This is a genomic window from Rhodococcus indonesiensis (assembly GCF_047782815.1).
In the GTDB taxonomy this organism is placed as follows: domain Bacteria; phylum Actinomycetota; class Actinomycetes; order Mycobacteriales; family Mycobacteriaceae; genus Rhodococcus; species Rhodococcus indonesiensis.
Genome location: NZ_CP180630.1, coordinates 4,847,237 through 4,867,802, shown reverse-complemented (window position 1 = coordinate 4,867,802; position 20,566 = coordinate 4,847,237). Strand labels below are relative to the sequence as shown.

The following is a 20,566-nucleotide window of genomic DNA, read 5'->3' as shown; positions in this document are numbered from 1 at the left end:
CGAAGTAGCTGTGGCTGCGGATCCGTGCGCCGGAAGGATCGACCGCCTCCTCCACCGGAAGTCTATGCGGCGGACGTGCGCAGTGTCGCGCTCGGGTGCGAACCACGCTCCTACGCTGGTTCTTTCGCCTGCGGCTTCAGGCCACCGGCTGCGTCGTTGCCGGAAGTGCTGCCCGGGAGAAGCGCACGGCGCCGTCCTCGAGTCGTCCGCGGCGCATCATCACCAGGTCCCGGATGTAGTTCTGGAACAGGCGCCACGGCGCTGCGGGACCCTGCCTGGGCATCGAATCGATGCTGCGCAGTACGTACCCGGACTCGAGATCGACCAACGGGGATGTCTCGGTCGTGGTTGCGGGGGCGGTCGGGGTGCAGTAGGCATATCCGCGTGCGTCCATGTGCCGCAGCAGGCGGCACACGTATCCGGCGACAAGATCGGCCTTCAACGTCCACGACGCGTTGGTGTATCCGACGGTGAATGCGAGATTGGGCACTCCGGAGAGCATCATCCCCTTGTACGCCAGCGTCTTTCCCATCTCGACGTCGCGACCGTCGACGCTCACGGCCATCCCGCCGAGCAGAAGCAGGTTCAGTCCCGTCGCGGTGACGATCACGTCGGCGTCGAGTTCCCGCCCGGATCCCAGCCGGATCCCGCGTTCGGTGAAGGTGTCGATCGTGTCGGTGACGACCGTCGCCCGGCCCTCGCGCAGCGCCCGGAACAGGTCGCCGTCGGGAACGAAACAGACGCGCTGGTCCCACGGGTCGTACCGCGGCCGGAAGTGGACGTCCACCTCGTAGTCCGCGGGCAGGCGGCTCTGCACACCCTTGCGTAGCAGCCGCTTGACCAGATCGGGCCGGCGCCGGCTCAACTGGAAGAAGGCCATGCTGCCCAGCACGTTTGCCCAGCGGACGACGGGATAGGCCAGCTTCAGCGGGATCCGACCGAGCAACGCGCCGGCGACCGGGTCGATCGAGGGACGTGACATGACGTAGCTCGGGGAGCGCTGCAGCATCGTCACGTGTGCGGCCGTCCTCGCGAGAGCCGGGACGAGGGTCACGGCGGTGGCGCCGCTGCCGACGACGACGATGCGCTTGCCGGTGCAGTCCAGGTCTTCGGGCCAGTGCTGCGGGTGCACGAGAGTGCCGGTGAACCGTTCCACGCCGGGGAACTCGGGCGTGTAGCCCTCGTCGTAGCGGTAGTAGCCCGAATTGACGAAGAGGAAGCCACAGGTCAGACGAACTCGCTCCCCGGTGTCGGTGCGCTCGGCCGTCACGGTCCAGCGGGCCGCCGGCGTGGACCATTCGGCGCGGACCACGCGATGCCGGAACCGGACCTTCTCGTCGATGCCGCGGTCGCGTGCGGTGCGACGGACGTAGTCGCGGATGGACGGGCCGTCGGCGAAGGTCTCGGGCTCGGCCCAGGGCTCGAACGAGTACCCCAGGGTGAACATGTCGGAGTCGGATCGGATGCCCGGGTAGCGGAAGAGGTCCCAGGTGCCGCCGATGGCGTCGCGGGCCTCCAGGACTGTGAAGGTCTTGTCCGGGCATTCGTCCTGCAGGTGGCAGGCCGCGCCGATACCGGACAGGCCGGCGCCGACGATGAGGACGTCGACGTGTTCGTCGTGCATCGCGCTTCTCCGTTCCCGGGGTCTGGGCGACCGGGGCAGCTGACGAAGAACACTACCAACGCGCAGTGAACGAGGCGGCGATGCCGCAGGGAACGCGGCGGCGATGCCGCAGGGAACGCGGCGGCGATGCCGCGGTGCACTCAGCGGCGGCGCCGCAGCGCCCCCTGCAACGCTGCGGTGCCGCCGATGCCTGCTGCCAGCACGAACAGCAGCAGGACGACATTGACCGTCACGGCTGCACCTGCCGTGATGCGCTTCGGAGATCGCACCCGTGGGGTGCGGCCGGGATGGCGAGCAGATGGGCCATTGCTGTTCCTCCGTCGACACTTCCGACTGCTGGAGCAACGCCTGGCTGGGCAGGAGAGCAGCAGTCGCCTACGTAACGAAATGCGGCTGCTTCTCAACCTCGTTCGCAACAGTAACGTCTCGGCGGCGTACCTGTAGGCCGAATCCGTGAAGATTCTGTGAAGACCCGGGAATCCCCGTCGTGCCCGAACGCTTCAGCGCGCTCCGGAGCGGACGGACCGCACCGACTGCGGATCCGCCGGGACGCATCTCTCGTAGGTGCGCACGGCGTCGGCAGCGGAACGGTCCCACGAGTAGCGGGTACTCGCCCGGTCGTGGCCGGCGAGACCGAAGGCGGTGCGCTGGACGTGGTCGGTGAGCAGGGTGTGTACCGCTGCCGCGACGGCGTCGGTCGCGTGCGGTGGCACCAGCGTGCCCGTCACCCCGTCGACGACCGTGTCGAGCAGGCCACCGACCGCGGTGGCGACCACCGGCCGGCCGCACGCCATGGCAGCGAGCGGCACGAGGCCGAGCGGTTCGTACCAGGGCGTGCATACGACGACGTCCGCCGACCGCAGCAGGGCCGGCATGTCCGTCCGGGACACGTGTCCGGTCATTTGCACCCGGTCGAGCACGCCGTGGTGCCCGGCGACGGCGCGCAGGCGTGCGGTCTCGTCGGGGGTGCCGTCGTCCGCCGGTCCGCCGGCGATCACCAGTTCCGTGTCGGGGAGCAGGGCCAGAGCCCGGATCGCCACGTCGAAGCCCATACGCGGCACGAGCGGTCCGACAGCGACGATGCGGCGCCCCGGCCCACGCGCCGGAGCCTGGGGTCCCGTGGGCGCGAATTGTGCGAGGTCCACCCCGCAGGGCACGACGGACGTGCGGGTGCGGGGCAGGCCCAGCGCGGCGAGCTCGAACACCTCGTCCGTGCAGGTGGCGGCGACCCGGCTCGCGCCGCGCGCCAGGAGCCGCTCGAGACGGATCCGGTTCGGCGACCCGGTCTCCGCACCGCCCCGGTGCCGGCTCTCCACCACGCCCAGGGTGTGGAAGGTCTGCACCGTGGGCACCGTGACGGTGCGGGCGGCGAGCTGGGTCGCGATCCCCGGCATCCAGCAATGGGCGTGGGCGATGTCGGGGCGATCCCTCGTCCATTCCCGTTCGAGGAAGGTGCCGAACTCGCCCATCCGCGGGAGGAGTTCGTCCGCCGGCAGCGGAGCCGGCGGACCGGCGGGGACGTGGACCACTTCGTATCCGACGTCGGTCCGAACTCGCTCGGGAAAGTCGGGGTCGTCGCGACGGGTGTAGACGGTCACGTCGTGTCCCGCCCGCACCAGCGCCGCCGAGAGTTCGGCGACGTGCACCTTCCGGCCGTCGGCGTCGACCTCGCCCGGGGCCGTGAAGGGGCTTGCGTGCTCGGACACCATCGCGATCTTCATGGCCCTCCCCTTCTGCGGATCGTCGTGCTCGTCGCGTCGCCCGACAGCCTCGTCGCGCCACCTGACAGCGAATGCGACCCGCGAACCCGTGACCGGTGCGGACTCCGAACGTGCGGGGGCATCGAGAAACCGTGAACGTGCCACGACAGCACGTTCACCGAGGACGCCACAGGTGCAGGGTTGCCGATTCTGCGGCAGGTAAACCGCGTGGAGCGAATTACCGTCGGATCGTTGCGGGCACGTTTACTCCTGTCGGTCGCGGGCACACGACTCGAAAGGCCACCGACGAAGGAGCAGCTGTGCACGCCGATCGATTCGCAGACTTCACCACCGCGACCGGCCCGTTCGCCTCGGTGTACTACGAGGATTCGCATGCGACAGAGGATGCTGCAAAGGTTGCCGAACTGACCTGGCGTTCCATCTCGGAGCAACTCGAACGACTCGGGACTCCGCAGGCCGTGCTCGACAACGTCGAGCGCGCGGTGACCGAAGCACCGACGGCGGTCGGCAGCGGCGGCCGTGCGATCGTGGCAAACCCGGAAGGGGTCCTCGTGCACGAGCGGCTCGTGCGCCCGCCGCTGCGCACCGAGGTGCGAGTGTCCGACATGCCGTACCTGCTTCCGCTGGTGGAACACGGCACGAGCGGCCGGCCCTACCTCGTGGCCGCTGTCGACCACGCGGGCGGCGACCTGACCGTCTACGACCGGCACGGCGGCGTACTCCACGAGGAGACGGTCACCGGAGAGGGCTACCCGATCCACAAGGCTGCCGGCGCCCAGTCACCCGGTTACGGGGATCCCGAACCCAACGTCGAGGAGCAGCGGCGCCGCAACATCGCTGCCGTCGCCGACCGCATCACCGAGTTGGTCGACGAGCACCACGCCGACCCGGTGTTCGTGATCGGCGAGGTCCGCTCCCGCACGGATCTGGCGGAGACCGTGCCTCAGCGCACCGGCGATGTTCTGGTGCAGGTGCAGACCGGCTCTCGCGCCGAAGGTTCCGACCGCGAACGGGTCCGCCAGTCCATCCAGGAGGAACTCGCGCAACGCCGCCTGGTCGAAATGGACGACGCGGCCGAACGCTATCGGGCCGGCGCCGGAACCGGCCTGGCGGTCGAGGGTTCGTCCGAGGTGACGGCGGCGCTGCGCGAACGACGGGTCGACACGCTGATCCTGGGAGATCTCGACGACACCACGGTGCTGGTGGGCGACGACCCGTCGCTCGTGGCTGCCGACGCAGGAGCGCTGTCCGAGATGGGTTCGGGGAGCGAACGCGTCTGCCGCGCCGACGAAGCTCTGCCGTTCGCGGCCGTGGCCACCGGCGCGACCGTGCTCCGGATGGACGAGCGCCTCACCCCCGCGGACGGCATCGGCGCACTGCTGCGCTACTGACCGCAGGTGTCAGGTTTGCGTCGGCCAGGGCACCGTCGCCTGCAGGACGGCTTCCTGCAGCGCGTCGGTGCGCCACGCCGTGACCCGCTGGTATTCGGGGTCGGCGACCATTTCGGAGAAGGCACGCCGCGACGGGTAGCGCACCAACAGGACCGCGTCCCAGTCCTGCCCGTTCTCCGCGACGAGAGCGGTCGACCCGTCGCCCGCGTAGAGCACCTCGCCGCCGTAGCGCGGCAGGAACGTCTCGTGGAGGGCGTCGGCGTAGCGGGCATAGAGTTCGCGACCACCTGCGCCGAACCGCAGCAGATTCAGCATCACCACCGGCCCGCCCGGGTCCTCGGTGAGAAAGCGCTTCAGGTCGGCACCGCGTGGATCGACAGCCATGTTCCGGAGTCTGGCACCACACCGGACACGCCGTGGTCTTCGCTTCCCGGCATGTCGGCCGGTCGCGGCGGCCGGAGTACAGCAGTTGCCGCACCGCATACGGTCGGAGAACGTTTCATGCACCCCTGGTCCAGGAGCCCACCACATGACCCAGCCTGCCGAACCCATCGTCGTCCTGCTGGTCGAGGACGACGCCGGGGACGAGTTGATGACCCGAGAAGCCCTGGACGAGCACAAATTCGCCAACACCTTGCACGTCGTACGCGACGGTGAGCAGGCATTGAGCTTTCTCTTCCGGCGCGACCCCTATCCCGACGCGCCGCGGCCCGATCTGATCCTCCTCGACCTGAATCTGCCCCGGTACGACGGCCGGGAGGTCCTCGCACGGATCAAGGCGGACCCCGAACTGCGGCACATCCCGGTGGTGGTGCTCACCGCCTCCGCCGCCGAGGAAGACCTGCTGCGCAGCTATCGGCTGCACGCCAACGCCTACATCACCAAACCGGTCGACTTCCCGCAGTTCGCGGAGGTGATACGCCGGATCGACAACTTCTTCCTCCACATCGTGCGCCTGCCGCGTGGCAGCTGAGGCCCGGAATCTGTCCCGATACGACGCAGACGAGGACGACGTCGACACCTCTGTGCGGTCGGCGACGATCCATCGGTGTCTCCGCCTGCGTTTACCGGTTCTCCCGGCTCTTCCTGGTCTCCCTGTCTTTGGCTGTGCACAAGGCCTCGACGAGTTCGTCCTCGGACATAATGGATCTGCCGTCGATACCCAGTTTCCGGGCCTGCTGGTAGAGATGCTTCTTGGTGGCATCGGCATCCACACCGCCCTCGGCCGCTCCCGAATCGTGGCCGCCTGCGCTCTCGGCCCGCAAGTCGGAAGTGCCTTTGCGACCTTTCGGCTCCCAGTGGTCACAGACCTTTTCATGGGTGTGTTTCACCGCGCTCCAGGCGATGCGGGGCGGTGCGTGATTCGTCGTCGTTACTCCTCGTCGGCCGAGTCGTATGTCTTGGCGAACGTGCGCTGGACTTCTCGTCGGAGCGCTGCAGGGTGGAGGGCAGTTCGCTCTTCTCGACGTCTCCGCTCCTGTTGGTTTTCGGCATGTCGGCCTGCGAATGCAGGATGTATGCGGACAGGCCTGGAACCCGGCCGCTGTGGCGCTGCACGGTGCAGCGAACACGGCAGTGAGGGTAGTTTCTTCATCAGGCAATTCCCCTCGTTACCGAGGCCGGCGATACCCAGCATGCGGACGCACCGACGCCCGTCGTGTCCCTCTGCCAGCTCTCGCGCTCGGTGCGGAGCCTCCGTGCGATGACCGTCAACTCCACCGCGACGTCGATGTCGAACATCGGATCACGCTCATCGGAATAGCACCCGCTGCGCCGACTGCATCACCGTGCGGTACACCCCGCCGAATGCGCCATCGCGGGCGAGCGCGGCACGGGCGGCGTTGGCCCCCGGGGCGCCGTGCACCGCCCCACCAGGGTGAGCTGAGGCGCTGGCCAGGAACAGACGGTCGACCGGGGTATCGGCGCGGCCCAGACCTGGGGTGGGACGGAAGATCAGCTCCTGATGGATCGCTGCGGTGCCCTGATTGATCGCCCCGCCGACAAGGCTCGGATTGTGGTGCTGGAGATCCTCGGGGCTCTGGATCGCCCGGGCCACGATCCGGCCGGCGAATCCCGGGGCGTGCCGCTCGACGGTGGCCTCGATCCGTTCGGCGAAACGCTCCAGCCGGTCCTTCGTCCAGTCGATGTCGCGGGGCACGTGGGTGTACGCCCACACCGCTTCGGTGCCCTGCGGGGAGCGGTTCGGGTCGGCGGTCGTCATCTGCCCCATGAGCAGGAACGGCCGGTCCGGCAGTATCCCGTTGCGTACCTGGGTGTGGTACGTCGCGAGGCCGTTCATGTCGGCGCCGAGATGAATCGTTCCGGCACCGGCTGCCGCGGGATTCGACCAGGGGATCGGTTCGGACAGCGCCCAGTCGATCTTGACGGTGCCGGAATCCCACTGGAAGCGCCGCAGGTCGTCGACCAGACGGGCCGGCAGGTGCTCCTCCCCGAGGAGCCGGTGATACAGCGCCGGGGCGTCCACGTCGGCGAGCACGGCGCGCGTCGCCGCGATTTCCTCACCGTGCACGTCGCGCACGCCGGTTCCGCGGCCGTCGTGGACGACGACGGCGGTCACCGCACGGCCGCATTCCACCGTGCCGCCGTACGCGGTGAGCCGGCGCACCAGCGCATCGGTGATGCGGCCGGCCCCGCCCTCGGGCACCGGGAACCCGACGGTCTGCCCCAGCATGGTCAGCAGCCATCCGAACATGGCGCCGCCCGCGTCGTCGGGGCCGAGCTCGCTGTGGACGGCGCTGCCGGCGAACAGGATTCGCGCACCCCGACCCTGGAAGGTCTCGTGGCCGAACCGGCGGACCGGCAGCAGGAACCGCCGCACGAGCCGGAGCGTCTGCGCGGTCCCGAGGGTGCGCACGAGCGCCGTGGTCGACCGGATCGGCGGAAAGGGCCGCAGAAGGGCCGCGAGCAGGTCGTCGCCGATGCGGTGCCACAGCTCGACCTCGCCGTGCCAGGCCTGCGCATCGGCCGGTGCGAACCGGCCTACCGAGGCCGCCGTGCGGTCGACATCTCGGGACAGCACCGCTACTTCGTCGTCGGGCAGGATGTGTGCCAGCACGTCGGGGGCGTGCCGCCAGCGCAGCCCGTACCGGTCGAGTTCGAGGCCGGCGATCACTGGAGAGGCGGCACCGAGGGGATAGAAGGCGCTGCACAGGTCGGTCCGGAAGCCGGGTGCGGTGAGTTCGGCACTGCGCACCGATCCACCGGGTTCGTCGGCGGTTTCGAGGACGAGCACGCTCCATCCCGCATCGGCCAGCAGATTGGCGGCGACGAGCCCGTTGGGTCCGGCGCCGATCACGACCGCGTCGAATCGCCGCACCTCTAACTCCTTTCCTCGTCGGAGCGCCGGGACGACGGGGGGACGGGGCGGTGCTCCGCGCCGGACGTCGCCGAGTGATCCCCGCGGTGTGCGGTGTCCTCGGCGACGCGAGTGCCACGCCCGGCCCCAAACGGGTGCACGTGGGCTTCGGCGCGGATGCGGTCGACCATGTGCGGGTAGTGCAGCTCGAACGCGGGCCGCTCGGAGCGGATACGCGGCAGCTCGTAGAAGTTGTGCCGCGGCGGCGGGCAGGTGGTCGCCCACTCGAGCGAGTTGCCGTAGCCCCACGGATCGTCGACCGTGACCGGCACCCCGTACCGGTAGCTGCGGAAGACGTTCCACAGGAATGGAAGCGTCGAGGCGCCGAGCATGAACGCACCGATTGTCGATATCGTGTTGAGCGTGGTGAAGCCGTCGGAGGGCAGGTAGTCCGCGTAGCGCCGCGGCATGCCTTCGGCGCCGAGCCAGTGCTGCACCAGGAAGGTGGTGTGGAAACCGGCGAAGGTCAGCCAGAAGTGCCATGTGCCGAGCCGCTCGTCGAGCATGCGCCCGGTCATCTTCGGGAACCAGAAGTAGATGCCTGCGTAGGTGGCGAACACGATGGTGCCGAAGAGCACGTAGTGGAAGTGTGCTACGACGAAATAGGTGTCGTGGACCTGAAAGTCGAGTGACGGACTGGCGAGGATCACGCCGGAGAGGCCACCGAACAGGAAGGTGACGACGAATCCGACCGAGAACAGCATCGGCGTCTCGAAGGACAGTTGTCCCTTCCACATGGTGCCGATCCAGTTGAAGAACTTCACCCCTGTCGGGATCGCGATGAGGAACGAGGTGAACGAGAAGAACGGCAGCAGTACGGCCCCGGTAGCGAACATGTGGTGGGCCCATACCGCCATCGACAGCGCGGCGATGGAGATGGTGGCGAAGACCAGTCCCTTGTAACCGAACACCGGCTTGCGGGAGAAGACCGGCAGGATTTCGGTGACGATCCCGAAGAACGGCAGCGCGACGATGTACACCTCGGGGTGTCCGAAGAACCAGAACAGGTGCTGCCACAGGATGGCGCCCCCGGAGGCCGGATCATAGAGGTGAGCGCCCAGGTGGCGATCGGCGGCCAGGCCCATGAGCGCGGCGGTCAGGATCGGAAAGGCCAGCAGCACCAGCAGGCTGGTGAGGAGGATGTTCCAGGTGAAGATCGGCATCCGGAACATGGTCATACCCGGCGCGCGCAGACACACCACGGTCGTGATCATGTTGACCGCGCCGAGGATCGTGCCGAGCCCGGACAGTGCCAGACCCATGATCCACAGATCCGCTCCGATACCGGGGGAGTGGGCGAGGGCGTTGAGCGGGGCGTAGGCGGTCCATCCGAAATCGGCCGCGCCGCCGGGGGTGACGAATCCCGCGACCGTGATGATCCCGCCGAAGAGGTAGGCCCAGTAGCTGAAGGCGTTGAGGCGTGGGAACGCGACATCGGGGGCGCCGATCTGCAGGGGCAGGATGTAGTTCGCGAATCCGAACACGATCGGGGTCGCGTAGAGCAGCAGCATGATCGTGCCGTGCATGGTGAACAGCTGATTGTACTGTTCGTTGGACAGGAACTGCAGTCCCGGCACGGCGAGCTCGCCCCGGACGAGCAGCGCCATCAGCCCGCCGAGCAGAAAGAAGGTGAACGCGGTGCTCAGGTAGAACACACCCAGCATCTTCGGATCGGTGGTGGTGACGGCCGCGACGATCGTCGCACCTTTGCGCCGGAAGCGCGCCGGGTAGGGACGATGCGCAGTGGCGGGTCGGGTCGTGGTTCGGGTCATGGAGGTGCCTTCACGAGTTCGGCGGCGAGGCCGAGTGCCGGTCCGGAGGGTCGATGTTGCCGCGCCAGGCACCCGTCGCGGAGCCGCGGGTTTCGACGAGGTCTTTGAAGCGCTGCATGTCGCCTGCGACGCGGCGGCGGATGATCCCGGTCTTGTCCGCGACGGTCTCGGTGACGGTGCCGGGGTCGATGTCCATCTGGGCGGTGACCCGGCAGTGGGTGTCGTCGATGCGGTGGAAGGTGACGACACCGGCGTGGCGGACCAAGCCGTCCGATTTCCAGGCGATGCGCTGGTCCGGGTGCTGTTCGGTGATGGTGGCGTGGAAATTGCGGGCGGTGAGACCGATCGTGATGATCCACAGCAGGTGGGTGTCGTCGAGCTGCTGGACGGATTCGACGCCTTCCATGAATTCAGGGAAACTCTCGAACTGGGTCCACTGGTTGTAGGCCACGGACACCGGTACGGCCACGTCGACGGATTCGGTGATGGTACTCATGGCAGTCGGTTACCTCTTCCTGTGTTCGGTTCTGTGCCGTGTACCGCCGCGGCGAGGACCTGGGCGGTGTGCAGGGGGGCGCTGCCGGGCTCGAGGTCGCGCAGTTGGGTGCGGCAGCTGAATCCGTCGGCGACGATCAGTGCGCCGGGGTCGGCGGCGCGGACCGCGGGCAGCAGTTTGTCTTCGGCGCACGCGACGGACACGTCGTAGTGTCCGCGTTCGAACCCGAAATTGCCTGCCAGGCCGCAGCATCCGGCGTCGAGGATGTCGACCTCGATTCCGGCACCCGCGAGGGCGTCGTGGTCGGCGGCATATTTCAAGACCGCGTGCTGGTGGCAGTGCGGCTGGAGCAATGCCTCGGCATTCAGGTGCGGGGGGTGCCAGTGCGGGGCCTTCTCGCGCAGCAGTTCGCCGAGGGTGACGGTCTGCCGGGTGAGACGCCGGGCGTCCTCGTCGCCGTAGAGCAATTGGGGCAGGTCGGCGCGGAACACCGCCGCGCAACTCGGTTCGAGCACGACGACCGGGGTACCGGCGCGCAAGTCCGGGCCCAAGACCTTCAGGGTGCGCCGCAGCACGCGTTTCGCCGTGGTGAGCTGGCCGGTGGAGATCCACGTCAGCCCGCAGCACGCGGTGCGGTCCGGTATCCGGACGTCGAAGCCGGCGGCCTCGAGGACTGTTACGGCGTCGCGGGCGATCTGCGGGTCGAAGTTGTCGGTGAACGTGTCCGGCCACAGCACGACGGTGCCGCGCTCGCCGCCCGGCTGTGCCGGGGTGCGGCGGGTGAACTCGTCCCGGAAGCGCTGCCGGGCGAACCGCGGCACGGGCCGGCGGCGATCGATGCCACCGGCGGCCTTGAGAGCGCTCGACAGACCCGGGGCGTGGGTGAGGGTGTTGACGAGTCCGGGGGCGATGGCGGCCAGGCGCGCCCACAGCGGGATCCAGCCCATCGAGTAGTGGGCGAGCGGGCGAAGCCGGTGCTCGTAGTGATGCGCCAGGAATTCGGCCTTGTAGGTGGCCATGTCCACGTCGACCGGGCAGTCGCTGCGGCAGCCCTTGCAGGCCAGACACAGATCCAGGGCGTCGCGCACCGCGGTCGAGCGCCAGCCGTCGGTGATCACATCGCCCTGCAACATCTCGAACAGCAACCGGGACCGCCCGCGGGTGGAGTGTTCCTCCTCGCCGGTGGCGCGGTAGCTCGGGCACATGACGCCGGACTCGTGGCCGCGGCACTTGCCCACCCCCACACATCGCGCCGCCGCGTGACTGAACCGATGGCCGTCCTCCGGGTAGGCGAAGTGGGTGTCCGGCTCGAGCGGGCGATAGGTCGCGCCCTGGCGCAGGTTCTCGTCCAGCCGGAACGGGTGCACGACCTTGCCCGGGTTCATCCGGTTGCGCGGATCGAACAGGGCCTTGAGCTCACCGAACGCGGTGACCAGGCGCTCGCCGAACATGATCGGCAGCAACTCGGCGCGGGACTGCCCGTCGCCGTGCTCCCCGGACAGCGAGCCCCCGTAGTCGACGACCAGGTGGGCGCTGTCCTCGGCGAAGGCACGGTACTTCGCGATCCCGTCCGCGGTGCGCAGGTCGAACGGGATGCGGGTGTGCACGCAGCCCTGCCCGAAATGCCCGTACAGTGAGGCGGTTCCGTACCCGTACCGGTCGAGCAGTGCCCGGAAGTCACGCAAGTAGTCCCCGAGCCGGTCCGGGGGGACCGCCGCGTCCTCCCACCCCTCGTGGGTTTCCGGCTCGCCCGCGGGGTAGGCGGTGGCGCCGAGGCCGGCCTCTCGGGCGGCCCACATCTGCTTCTTGTGGGTGGCATCGTCGAAGACGGCCGCGTGGGCGCCGGTGCGGCGGCAGACGTCGTCGATCATCTTCTCCGCCCTGGCGTCGGCCTCGGCGCGGCTGTCGCCGTTCATCTGCACCATCAACCAGGCCGCGCCCTCCGGCAACTGCCGCAGGGCGTTCTCGGCGAGGTGGCGGCTGTGCTCGAGCTGGGCCAGCCGGTGGTCGATGCCCTCGAGCGCGGCCGGATCGTGCTGCACGACGAGCGGCACCGCGTCGGCGGCGGTGGTGATGTCGTCGAAGCCGAGGAGCACGAGCGCAGAGGCGGCCGGCCGGCGCACCAGCGTCAGTTCGGCACGCAGCACCGTCACCAGTGTGCTCTCGCTGCCGACGAGCAGCTGGGCGACGTCGAAGTTCTTCTCCGGCAACAGCGAATCGAGGTTGTACCCGGAAACCCTCCGCGGGATGTCGGGGTACCGTTCGCGGATCTCGTCGGCGTAACGGTCCCGCAGCGCACGCAGACCGTGGTAGATCTCGCCGCGACGCCCTCCCTCGTGCACGATGCGGTCGTACTCGTCGTCCTCGGTGGCCTGCACCCACATTCGCGCCCCGTCGTAGGTGAGCACCTCGAGGCGGCGGACCGAGTCGACCGTCTTGCCGTACGCCTGGGCGCTCGACCCGCAGGAGTTGTTGCCGATCATGCCGCCGATCGTGCAGCTGACGTGCGTGGACGGTTTGGGACCGACCATCCAGCCGGACGGCGCCAGTGCATCGTTGAGGTCGTCGAGCTTGACGCCCGGCTCCACCAGCGCTGTGCCGGCCTCGTCGTCCACCTCGAGCACCCGGGTGCAGTACTTGCTCCAGTCCAGCACGACCGCGACGTTGCAGCACTGCCCGGCCAGGCTCGTGCCCCCACCGCGGGACAACACCGGCACGTCGAACTCGCGGCAGACGTCAACCGTCTCGACCGCGGCTTCGGGTGTTCGGGGCACCACCACACCGATCGGGACCTGCCGGTAGTTGGACGCATCGGTCGAATACGTCGCCCGCGATCCGGCGTCGAACCGGACTTCGCCGTCGACCCGCGTGCGCAGCGCTGCGGCGAGTGCGTCGAACAGCAGGGCGCCAGCCGTGCCGTGTGTCCCCGCGGTGCTCGCATCCGCCGCGTTCGTTCCTGCTGTCTTCGTCCCGGTCGTGTTCGTCACCACCGTGGCCGCCTTTCCGTGTTCCGGCCCGTCACCGGACCCGATAGCGATCGAGGTCCGCGGTGCGGGGTGTCAATCCGTGGCCGACGGCGCCGTCGTCCGGGTGCAGGGCACCGCCGGCCGGGTCGAGAGTGCCGTCGAAGCACGTCGATTCGATGCGTACGTGGTCGTGGAACCACTCGAGATGCCGCAGGTTCACGGTGGCGGCGGCGACGTGCGCGTGCAGATGCGGCGCGCAGTGCCCCGAGACCTCGAGGCCGTGCGCCGCCGCGACCGCCGCCACCCGCAGCCATTCGGTGATCCCGCCGCAGCGGGAAACGTCGGCCTGGAGGCAGTCGACGGCACCCGCCGCACACATGCGCCGGAAATAGGGGAGGTCGTAGCCGTATTCGCCGGCGGCGACATCGGGGCGGACCGCGTCGCGCACCTGCCGCAGGCCGTCGAGATCGTCGGACGACACCGGCTCCTCGAACCAGCGGATGTCGTACTCGGCGGCCTCGTCCATCATGCGGACGGCCTGCTTGCGTCCGTAGCCGCCGTTGGCGTCGACGAACAGTTCCGTGCCGGCGCCCACCACCGCCCGGGCCTCCCGGATGCGCTCGAGGTCGCGGTCGGGCCGACTGCCCCAGCTCTCGGCGATCTTGATCTTGACCCGGGGGATGCCGCGGCCCGTCCAGTCCGACAGTTGCCGTTCGAGCCGTGCACGGTCGTAGGTGGTGAATCCACCACTGCCGTATACGGGGACGGCGTCGCGCACCGCGCCGAGCAACCGGTGCAGCGGCAACGACAGCAACCGCGCCTTCAAATCCCACAGCGCGACGTCGACCGCGGACAAGGCGCAACCGGCGATGCCGGGACGGCCCGCGTTGCGCAGCGCACGGACCATGGTTTCGTGGACACTGGGCACGTCCGTCGCGCGACGCCCCACGACGACGGGAGCGAGCAGGTCGGTGACGACGGAGGCGCACATGGCGGGGCCGTACGTCCAGCCCACCCCGGTGCGGTCCGCGGCGTGGGCGCGCGCGAGGACCAGGGTGGTGCTGTTCCAGGCGAGGGTGCCGTCCGCCTCGGGGGCGTCGGTGGGGATCGTGTACGCCTCGGCGGTCAGGGCCGTCAGGACCGGTTCGTTCATGGGAGGCCGCGCATTCCGGGGTGCCCGGTCAACCGTTCTTGTGGGGCATGAATTCCTGGGCTTTGGTCCGGATGCCTTCCTTGACGAAGTCCCAGCGATCCTCGTCCCCGCCGAGCACCGCGGCCGTGGCCGACTTGAACTGTTCCCAGGTGGCGTGCGGCGGGATGGGCGGCATGTTCGGATCGGTGTGCACGTCGAGAACGGTGGGTCGATCCGCGGACAATGCAGTCTCCCAGGCTCCGCCCACGTCGTCCGGGTCGGTGACGGTGATCGCCTGCATACCCAGACTCGATGCGAAGGCCGCGTAGTCCACATCCGGAAGAGTTTGGGATTCGACGAATTTCGGTGCACCGGACATTGCCCGCATCTCCCAGGTGACCTGGTTGAGGTCGTTGTTGTGCAGCACCGCGACGATCAACCGGGGATCGCGCCAGCTCTCCCAGTAGCGCTTGATCGTGATCAGCTCGGCCATCCCGTTCATCTGCATCGCACCGTCACCGGCGAAGACGATCACCGGCCGGTCGGGGTGGCCGAACTTGGCACCGATGCCGTACGGCACCCCCGGCCCCATCGTCGCCAGCGTGCCCGACAACGACCCGCGCATCCGGCCGCGGAAACGCAACTGCCGGGCGTACCAGTTGGCTGACGAACCCGAATCCGCGGTGACGATCGCGTCGTCGGGCAGCCGCGGGGAGAGCTCGGCGAACAACTTGAGCGGATTGACGGGATCGGCCGGCACGGCGGCCTCCATCTCCATGGTTTCCCACCACCGCGCGACATCGGACTCGATCTTCTCCCGCCAGGCGCGGGTCTCCTTCCGCCTCAGGTTCGGAATCAGCGCTCGGAGCGCGGTACGCGCATCCGCGATCAGATTGACCTCGTTCGGGTAGCGCATGCCGACGAGCCGGCCGTCGATGTCGATCTGAACCCCGCGGGCCTGGCCGTACTCGGGCAGGAATTGGGTGTACGGGAAACTCGAGCCGATCGTCAGCAGAGTGTCGCACTCGCGCATCATCTCGTAGCTGGGCCGGGTGCCCAGCAGGCCGATGGAGCCGGTCACCCACGGTAGTTCGTCGGAGAGCACGTCCTTGCCCAGCAACGCCTTGGCTGCCCCGGCGCCGAGCAGGTCGGCGACCTGCTCGATCTCCTCGTGGGCGCCGCGGGCCCCGTTGCCCACCAGCAGGGCCACCTTCTCGCCGGCGTTGAGGATCTCGGCGGCGCGGCCGATCGCCTCGTCGTCCGGCGCAACGGTGGGCCAGTCCACACCCAGACTCGACGGGACCATCTTGAACTCGTGTGTCGGCGGCGAGTACTCGAGTTCCTGCACGTCCGCGGGCACGATCAGTGCCGTGGGGGCGCGTTGGGTAAGTGCGACCCGGATCGCCCGGTCGAGCACATTGGGGAGCTGCTCGGGCACGGTGACCATCTGCACGTAGTCGCTCGCGACGTCCTTGTACAGGCTCAGCAGGTCCACCTCCTGCTGGTAGGACCCGCCCATCGCGGTGCGGTTCGTCTGCCCGACGATCGCCACCACGGGCACGTGGTCGAGCTTGGCGTCGTACAGACCGTTGAGCAGGTGGATCGCGCCCGGACCCGACGTCGCCATGCAGACCCCGAGGCGGCCGGTGAATTTCGCATAACCGACCGCTTCGAAGGCGCTCATCTCCTCGTGCCGGGACTGCACGAACTGCGGGCTGTTGCCGGCTCTACCCCAGGCGGCGAGCATTCCGTTGATGCCGTCACCGGCGTAGGCGAACACGTGCTCGATGCCCCAGGAGCGCAGCCGCTCGAGTAGATAGTCGGCTACCTTTGCGCTGGCCATCGGTGCCTCCTTGTCGGGTGACACTGTGTGCATTTCGAACGACGGTGGGCGAGCCCGGTTCGAAATGATCCGGGTGACACGAGGCGTGCGTCTGCTGCGCCGTCCACCGTGGTCGTGGTCGGTTGGAGATCGCGGGGTTGTTCGTTCGGAGTCCCGCATCGGGGTGGCTGATCCCTCTAGGGACCATGATTGTCCTCGGGCACGAGTCCGGCAACCGCTAGACAAAGGTTGCGGAAGAACAACCATTGCGAGTAGCAAGATAGGGACGGTGTGATACGGCCGCGCAACTCTTGTCGGCCGTCCCCACAAGTTCACGAATCGAAGCGGAGTCCATGGTTCCAATTCCTCGGTACGACGCAGATGTCGCACCGGACGCAGATGTCGCCCCGCACGTGCTACGGGAGTACTCCTTCGTTGCCGATGGTGAGCGAGGGGCTTTGATCGGTCCGCGCGGGGATTTCGCATGGATGTGCGCCCCGCTGTGGCATTCCGAGCCGGTGTTCTCGACTCTGCTCGGCGGAACCGGGACGTACGTCGTCGCTCCGGATACCTCCCGGTTCGTATGGGGTGGCTACTACGAGGACGGCACCCTGATCTGGCGCAGTCGATGGGTGGACAACGGCATCGTCGAATGCCGCGAGGCTCTCGCCATGCCCGCAGATCCGCACACGGTAGTGATCCTTCGCCGCCTGGTCGCCGTCGAGGGCGACGCCCGACTGCGGGTGGCACTGCGAGTCCGGGTGGGTTACGAAGGCCGGGGTATGGAGTGTCCGACGCTCCGCGACGGCGTGTGGCATGCGCGGGCCGGTTCGTTGCATCTGAGGTGGCAGGGTGCCGGCACGGCCACTTCGAGCGCCACTGGTTTCGAAATGCGGCTGGGACTGCGCTCGGGCCGCACCCATGATTTGCTGCTCGAGATCTCCGATCGCCCGTTCGCCACGGCGACGCCCTCTGCTGAAGCCGTGTGGCGCCGCACGGAGCAGGCATGGGCGGCTGCGACAGCACCGATCCACGGCACACTCGCCGACCGGGATGCACGCCACGCGACCGCCGTTCTGACGGGCCTGACCAGCGGCAGCGGTGGCATGGTGGCCGCCGCGACGACCGCCTTGCCCGAACGAGCCGCTCAGGGTCGCAATTACGATTACCGTTACTGCTGGATCCGTGACCAGTGCTATGCCGGTCACGCGACGGCGGTCTACGGCCCGCATCCTCTTCTCGACGCCGCGATCAACTTCGTCAGCGACCGTCTTCTCGCCGACGGCCCACAACTGAAGCCGGCATACACCGTCGGCGGAGGTCTGGTCCCTTCTCAGAGCACTCCGCCGCTACCGGGATACCCGGGGGGCAAAGTCGTCGTCGGCAACTGGGTGAACCAGCAATTCCAGCTCGACACGTTCGGAGAAGCGCTGTTGCTTTTCGCCGCCGCATCCCGCCGCGACCGCTTGGAACAACAGCACTGGCGTGCCGTGGAGGCTGCCGTGGCGGCCATCGAGTCGCGATGGACAGAGCCCGACGCCGGAATCTGGGAATTGCACACCCGTCGCTGGACACATTCGACATTGACATGTGCAGCCGGGCTGCGGGCCGTTGCCGCGGTCGCCCCCCGCATCCAGCGCGATCATTGGAGCAGCCTCGCCGACACGTTGACCAGGTCCGCTGTGACCGAATGCGTCCATCCCTCCGGAAGATGGCAACGCGCTCCCGATGACGAACGGGTCGACGCAGCACTGCTCCTTCCCACCCTCCGAGGAGCCCTGCCACCGGACCATCCGACGAGCCGGCACACACTCGACGCTGTCCGCACGGAACTCGGCCGCGACGGCTATGTGTACCGCTTCCGCCACGACGACCGTCCACTCGCGGAGGCGGAAGGGGCCTTCTTGCTCTGCGGGTTCGTCATGGCATTAGCCGACCATCAACAGGGCAACTCGTTCGAAGCCGTGCGCTGGTTCGAACGCAACCGCGCCGCATGCGGCTCGCCCGCGCTGTTCACAGAAGAATTCGATGTCATCGAGCGGCAACTGCGAGGCAACCTCCCCCAGGCCTTCGTCCACGCACTGTTGCTCGAATCGGCTCAACGACTGGCGCGTCCTTGGAGATCCCGAGGATGAGAACAGCCGGTCGGTGACGGAAAGGACCGTTCCCATGACTACCTCTCCTACAGGTCAAGTCGTCGTCGTCACCGGCGCCAGCGCCGGAATAGGACGTGCAGTGGCCCGTTCCTTCGGACATCGCCGCGCCAAGGTGGTCTTGCTGGCACGAGGTGAACTCGGATTGGCAGCGGCCGCTCGGGAAGTCGAAACCGCAGGCGGACAGGCACTGGCCGTGCCCACCGATGTTGCCGACCCTGCTGCGGTGGAGGCAGCCGCGGCTGCGGCCGAGGAACAGTTCGGCCGAATCGATGTGTGGGTCAACGTGGCGTTCACCTCGGTGTTCGCGCCCTTCACCGATATCTCTGCGGCCGAGTTCAAACGAGTGACGGAAGTGAACTACCTGGGTTTCGTATACGGAACGATGGCCGCACTCAGCAGGATGATGCCCCGTGACCGCGGGACCATCGTCCAGGTCGGCTCCGCGCTCGCCTACCGGGGGATTCCGCTGCAGAGCGCATACTGCGGCTCCAAACATGCCATTCAGGGTTTCCACGAAGCGCTGCGGTGCGAACTGCTGCACGAAGGAAGCCATGTACACGCGACGATGGTGCAGATGCCGGCAGTGAACACCCCTCAGTTCGCGTGGGTCCTGTCGCGGCTTCCCCGCCAAGCCCAGCCCGTACCTCCGATCTACCAGCCGGAAGTGACCGCTCGAGCGGTCCTGCATGCGGCAGACCATCCGCATCGGCGCGAATACTGGGTCGGTGGCAGCACCGCCGCCACACTCGCGGCCAATGCCATCGCCCCCGGCCTTCTCGATCGTTACCTGGCCCGGACGGGATACGACTCCCAGCAAACAGACCAACCACGCAATCCAGATCAGCCGGTCAACCTCTGGCATCCGGTGGACGGCCCGGACGGAAAAGACTTCACTGCGCACGGGGCGTTCGACGATCGCGCCAAGACCTCGAGTGCGCAAGCGTGGTTGTCCAGACATCACGGACTAGTGGGAGCGGTCCTGGGTGCGGTAGGCGCGGTCAGCACTGCGGCACTGGTCGGCCGTCGAGTCGAGTCTTCACGGTAACCGCTGTCGAAGTCGGTCCTCCGAATTCGCTCCGGCCGTCATGGTGCGAGCGGCCAGAGCAACGTCAGCGCATCCCCGTGGGTGGGTTCTCCAGCAGCGGTTGCGAAGGCATCGAATGCGGACGCCAGCTTGTCCCGCTCCTGCGCACTCAACCGCTGGAGCACGGCGGCGATAGCACTGCGACGGTGCTCGGTCACCGTCCGGACAAGTTCTGTCCCCTCGGGTGTCAACGTGAGCGCGAGGTTGCGGCGATCGGACGGAGAATCGCGGCGATCCAACAACCCCAGCTTGATCAGTCGGTCGACCGCTCGGCTGGCATTGGAAGGATTGACCTCCAATTCCTCCGCCACGGCAGCGAGATTGAGCGGTCCCCGAGTTCCGACCAATACAAGGATGCGTAACTGCGGGATGCTCACCCGGTCCTCGACCTCTGCCACCGACGTCGCCGCGATCCCGACCAGAGCGCGCGACGCCCACATCACCGCGTCGACCTGAGTGTCGAACTTCTTTCTACCGCGGCGATTTTGTGACGAGGGGCGAGCCGTCGGGTCCATGTCGCCATCCTGCCCCGGCATCATGTGTGCCGGCAACAATTGCGTCCCTGCAGTCATAATGTCGCTACGGTTCGTCCCGGGCAGGTTCAACGCGTCGGCGGGATGCTCGGACCGTCGTCGACGGTGTGACCGGCAAGTTGGTGCCTCACGCTCCCGCGTGTTCGCTCTTCGGTCGTGCGCGAACTGGTTCGCCGAGGCATGGCCCGACCTCATGACAAGCGGGAAAGCCGCATTCTGCGCCGGATGGCCGAAACCGCTGCCCGCAGGGACCCGGTGTCTCGTCGCGCACCGGTACTGCCCGCCCACCGTCGACCTCGGCGCACTGGCCGAGGCGGTCTCCGAGGTGCTGCGCGACAAGACCTTCTCCCGCCAGGCTGGGAGCAACGGGTTCATCAGCGGCCGCGACGACCTGAAGCCACCACCGCACCCGAGCCCATGACTGCACAGACCAAGTTGTCCCGCACGCCAGTCGCGCCGGTCCGACGCGAAGGTAGCGGAGGTGTTTGATTGC

At 68.1% G+C, this 20,566-nt stretch carries 16 protein-coding genes; 5 read left to right on the top strand and 11 right to left on the bottom strand.

Annotation, left to right across the window (positions count from 1 at the left end; translation table 11 throughout):
• Positions 1 to 136: 136 nt before the first annotated feature.
• Together ACM26Y_RS22275 and ACM26Y_RS22270 are read right to left on the bottom strand one after the other, a co-directional pair.
• Complete coding sequence (locus ACM26Y_RS22275; RefSeq protein ID WP_416061982.1) at positions 137 to 1,624, bottom strand: flavin-containing monooxygenase; 1,488 nt, start codon at positions 1,622 to 1,624, stop codon at positions 137 to 139.
• A 500-nt stretch (positions 1,625 to 2,124) separates the two neighbouring features.
• Complete coding sequence (locus ACM26Y_RS22270; protein WP_416061981.1) at positions 2,125 to 3,345, bottom strand: glycosyltransferase; 1,221 nt, start codon at positions 3,343 to 3,345, stop codon at positions 2,125 to 2,127.
• 299 nt (positions 3,346 to 3,644) lie between these two features.
• On the opposite strand from ACM26Y_RS22270, the gene ACM26Y_RS22265 reads away from it, so the two are divergent.
• The gene (locus ACM26Y_RS22265; protein ID WP_416061980.1) at positions 3,645 to 4,736 is read left to right on the top strand and encodes a hypothetical protein; all 1,092 of its coding nucleotides are present in this window, start codon (positions 3,645 to 3,647) and stop codon (positions 4,734 to 4,736) included.
• A 9-nt stretch (positions 4,737 to 4,745) separates the two neighbouring features.
• On the opposite strand, the gene ACM26Y_RS22260 is transcribed toward ACM26Y_RS22265, so the two are convergent.
• The gene (locus ACM26Y_RS22260; protein WP_289379315.1) at positions 4,746 to 5,120 is read right to left on the bottom strand and encodes a DUF1330 domain-containing protein; all 375 of its coding nucleotides are present in this window, start codon (positions 5,118 to 5,120) and stop codon (positions 4,746 to 4,748) included.
• 145 nt (positions 5,121 to 5,265) lie between these two features.
• Between ACM26Y_RS22260 and ACM26Y_RS22255 the strand changes: the two genes are divergently transcribed.
• Entirely contained in the window at positions 5,266 to 5,709 is a 444-nt protein-coding gene (locus ACM26Y_RS22255) for a response regulator (protein ID WP_289379316.1), read from the top strand.
• A gap of 91 nt (positions 5,710 to 5,800) precedes the next feature.
• Here the strand turns inward: ACM26Y_RS22255 and ACM26Y_RS22250 are convergent, their stop codons facing one another.
• The 7 genes from ACM26Y_RS22250 to ACM26Y_RS22220 all read right to left on the bottom strand — a co-directional run bounded on the left by ACM26Y_RS22250 (position 5,801) and on the right by ACM26Y_RS22220 (position 16,321).
• Positions 5,801 to 6,067, bottom strand: coding sequence for a hypothetical protein (locus tag ACM26Y_RS22250; protein ID WP_328517609.1), 267 nt, complete (start codon positions 6,065 to 6,067; stop codon positions 5,801 to 5,803).
• Between the two features lie 419 nt (positions 6,068 to 6,486).
• A complete protein-coding gene (locus ACM26Y_RS22245) occupies positions 6,487 to 8,073 on the bottom strand; it encodes a phytoene desaturase family protein (protein WP_289379317.1) in 1,587 nt (528 codons plus the stop codon).
• 2 nt (positions 8,074 to 8,075) lie between these two features.
• Positions 8,076 to 9,884 carry a cytochrome c oxidase subunit I gene (gene ctaD / locus ACM26Y_RS22240; RefSeq protein ID WP_289379318.1) on the bottom strand — a complete coding sequence of 603 codons (1,809 nt, stop codon included), beginning with the start codon at positions 9,882 to 9,884 and terminating at the stop codon, positions 8,076 to 8,078.
• A gap of 10 nt (positions 9,885 to 9,894) precedes the next feature.
• Positions 9,895 to 10,380, bottom strand: coding sequence for an SRPBCC family protein (locus tag ACM26Y_RS22235; protein WP_289379319.1), 486 nt, complete (start codon positions 10,378 to 10,380; stop codon positions 9,895 to 9,897).
• The gene (locus ACM26Y_RS22230) at positions 10,377 to 13,283 is read right to left on the bottom strand and encodes an FAD-binding and (Fe-S)-binding domain-containing protein (protein WP_416063731.1); all 2,907 of its coding nucleotides are present in this window, start codon (positions 13,281 to 13,283) and stop codon (positions 10,377 to 10,379) included. Before ACM26Y_RS22230 ends, ACM26Y_RS22235 begins: the two co-directional genes overlap by 4 nt.
• Before the next feature lie 115 nt (positions 13,284 to 13,398).
• Positions 13,399 to 14,499 carry an enolase C-terminal domain-like protein gene (locus ACM26Y_RS22225; protein WP_407041137.1) on the bottom strand — a complete coding sequence of 367 codons (1,101 nt, stop codon included), beginning with the start codon at positions 14,497 to 14,499 and terminating at the stop codon, positions 13,399 to 13,401.
• Between the two features lie 28 nt (positions 14,500 to 14,527).
• Positions 14,528 to 16,321 (bottom strand): thiamine pyrophosphate-requiring protein, encoded by a 1,794-nt coding sequence (locus ACM26Y_RS22220; RefSeq protein WP_289379321.1) that lies wholly within the window; start codon positions 16,319 to 16,321, stop codon positions 14,528 to 14,530.
• Between the two features lie 332 nt (positions 16,322 to 16,653).
• Here ACM26Y_RS22220 and ACM26Y_RS22215 point away from each other — a divergent pair, with 332 nt between their 5' ends.
• Positions 16,654 to 18,435: a glycoside hydrolase family 15 protein gene (locus ACM26Y_RS22215; RefSeq protein ID WP_416063730.1), complete on the top strand. Its 1,782-nt coding sequence runs from the start codon at positions 16,654 to 16,656 to the stop codon at positions 18,433 to 18,435.
• A 34-nt stretch (positions 18,436 to 18,469) separates the two neighbouring features.
• Positions 18,470 to 19,501, top strand: a complete 1,032-nt coding sequence (locus ACM26Y_RS22210; protein ID WP_416061979.1) for an SDR family oxidoreductase — start codon at positions 18,470 to 18,472, stop codon at positions 19,499 to 19,501.
• 38 nt (positions 19,502 to 19,539) lie between these two features.
• Here the strand turns inward: ACM26Y_RS22210 and ACM26Y_RS22205 are convergent, their stop codons facing one another.
• Positions 19,540 to 20,055 (bottom strand): MarR family winged helix-turn-helix transcriptional regulator, encoded by a 516-nt coding sequence (locus ACM26Y_RS22205; protein ID WP_407041133.1) that lies wholly within the window; start codon positions 20,053 to 20,055, stop codon positions 19,540 to 19,542.
• 211 nt (positions 20,056 to 20,266) lie between these two features.
• On the opposite strand from ACM26Y_RS22205, the gene ACM26Y_RS22200 reads away from it, so the two are divergent.
• The gene (locus ACM26Y_RS22200; RefSeq protein WP_407041130.1) at positions 20,267 to 20,494 is read left to right on the top strand and encodes a hypothetical protein; all 228 of its coding nucleotides are present in this window, start codon (positions 20,267 to 20,269) and stop codon (positions 20,492 to 20,494) included.
• Positions 20,495 to 20,566 lie beyond the last annotated feature (72 nt).

What these genes read in the sequence shown, in the direction of transcription:
- ACM26Y_RS22275 (WP_416061982.1), bottom strand. Translation starts at nt 1,624, where the DNA reads ATGCACGACGAACACGTCGACGTCCTCATCGTCGGCGCCGGCCTGTCC.
- ACM26Y_RS22270 (WP_416061981.1), bottom strand. Translation starts at nt 3,345, where the DNA reads ATGAAGATCGCGATGGTGTCCGAGCACGCAAGCCCCTTCACGGCCCCG.
- ACM26Y_RS22260 (WP_289379315.1), bottom strand. Translation starts at nt 5,120, where the DNA reads ATGGCTGTCGATCCACGCGGTGCCGACCTGAAGCGCTTTCTCACCGAG.
- ACM26Y_RS22255 (WP_289379316.1), top strand. Translation starts at nt 5,266, where the DNA reads ATGACCCAGCCTGCCGAACCCATCGTCGTCCTGCTGGTCGAGGACGAC.
- ctaD (WP_289379318.1), bottom strand. Translation starts at nt 9,884, where the DNA reads ATGACCCGAACCACGACCCGACCCGCCACTGCGCATCGTCCCTACCCG.
- ACM26Y_RS22235 (WP_289379319.1), bottom strand. Translation starts at nt 10,380, where the DNA reads ATGAGTACCATCACCGAATCCGTCGACGTGGCCGTACCGGTGTCCGTG.
- ACM26Y_RS22225 (WP_407041137.1), bottom strand. Translation starts at nt 14,499, where the DNA reads ATGAACGAACCGGTCCTGACGGCCCTGACCGCCGAGGCGTACACGATC.
- ACM26Y_RS22220 (WP_289379321.1), bottom strand. Translation starts at nt 16,321, where the DNA reads ATGGCCAGCGCAAAGGTAGCCGACTATCTACTCGAGCGGCTGCGCTCC.
- ACM26Y_RS22215 (WP_416063730.1), top strand. Translation starts at nt 16,654, where the DNA reads ATGGTTCCAATTCCTCGGTACGACGCAGATGTCGCACCGGACGCAGAT.
- ACM26Y_RS22210 (WP_416061979.1), top strand. Translation starts at nt 18,470, where the DNA reads ATGACTACCTCTCCTACAGGTCAAGTCGTCGTCGTCACCGGCGCCAGC.
- ACM26Y_RS22205 (WP_407041133.1), bottom strand. Translation starts at nt 20,055, where the DNA reads ATGGACCCGACGGCTCGCCCCTCGTCACAAAATCGCCGCGGTAGAAAG.
- ACM26Y_RS22200 (WP_407041130.1), top strand. Translation starts at nt 20,267, where the DNA reads ATGACAAGCGGGAAAGCCGCATTCTGCGCCGGATGGCCGAAACCGCTG.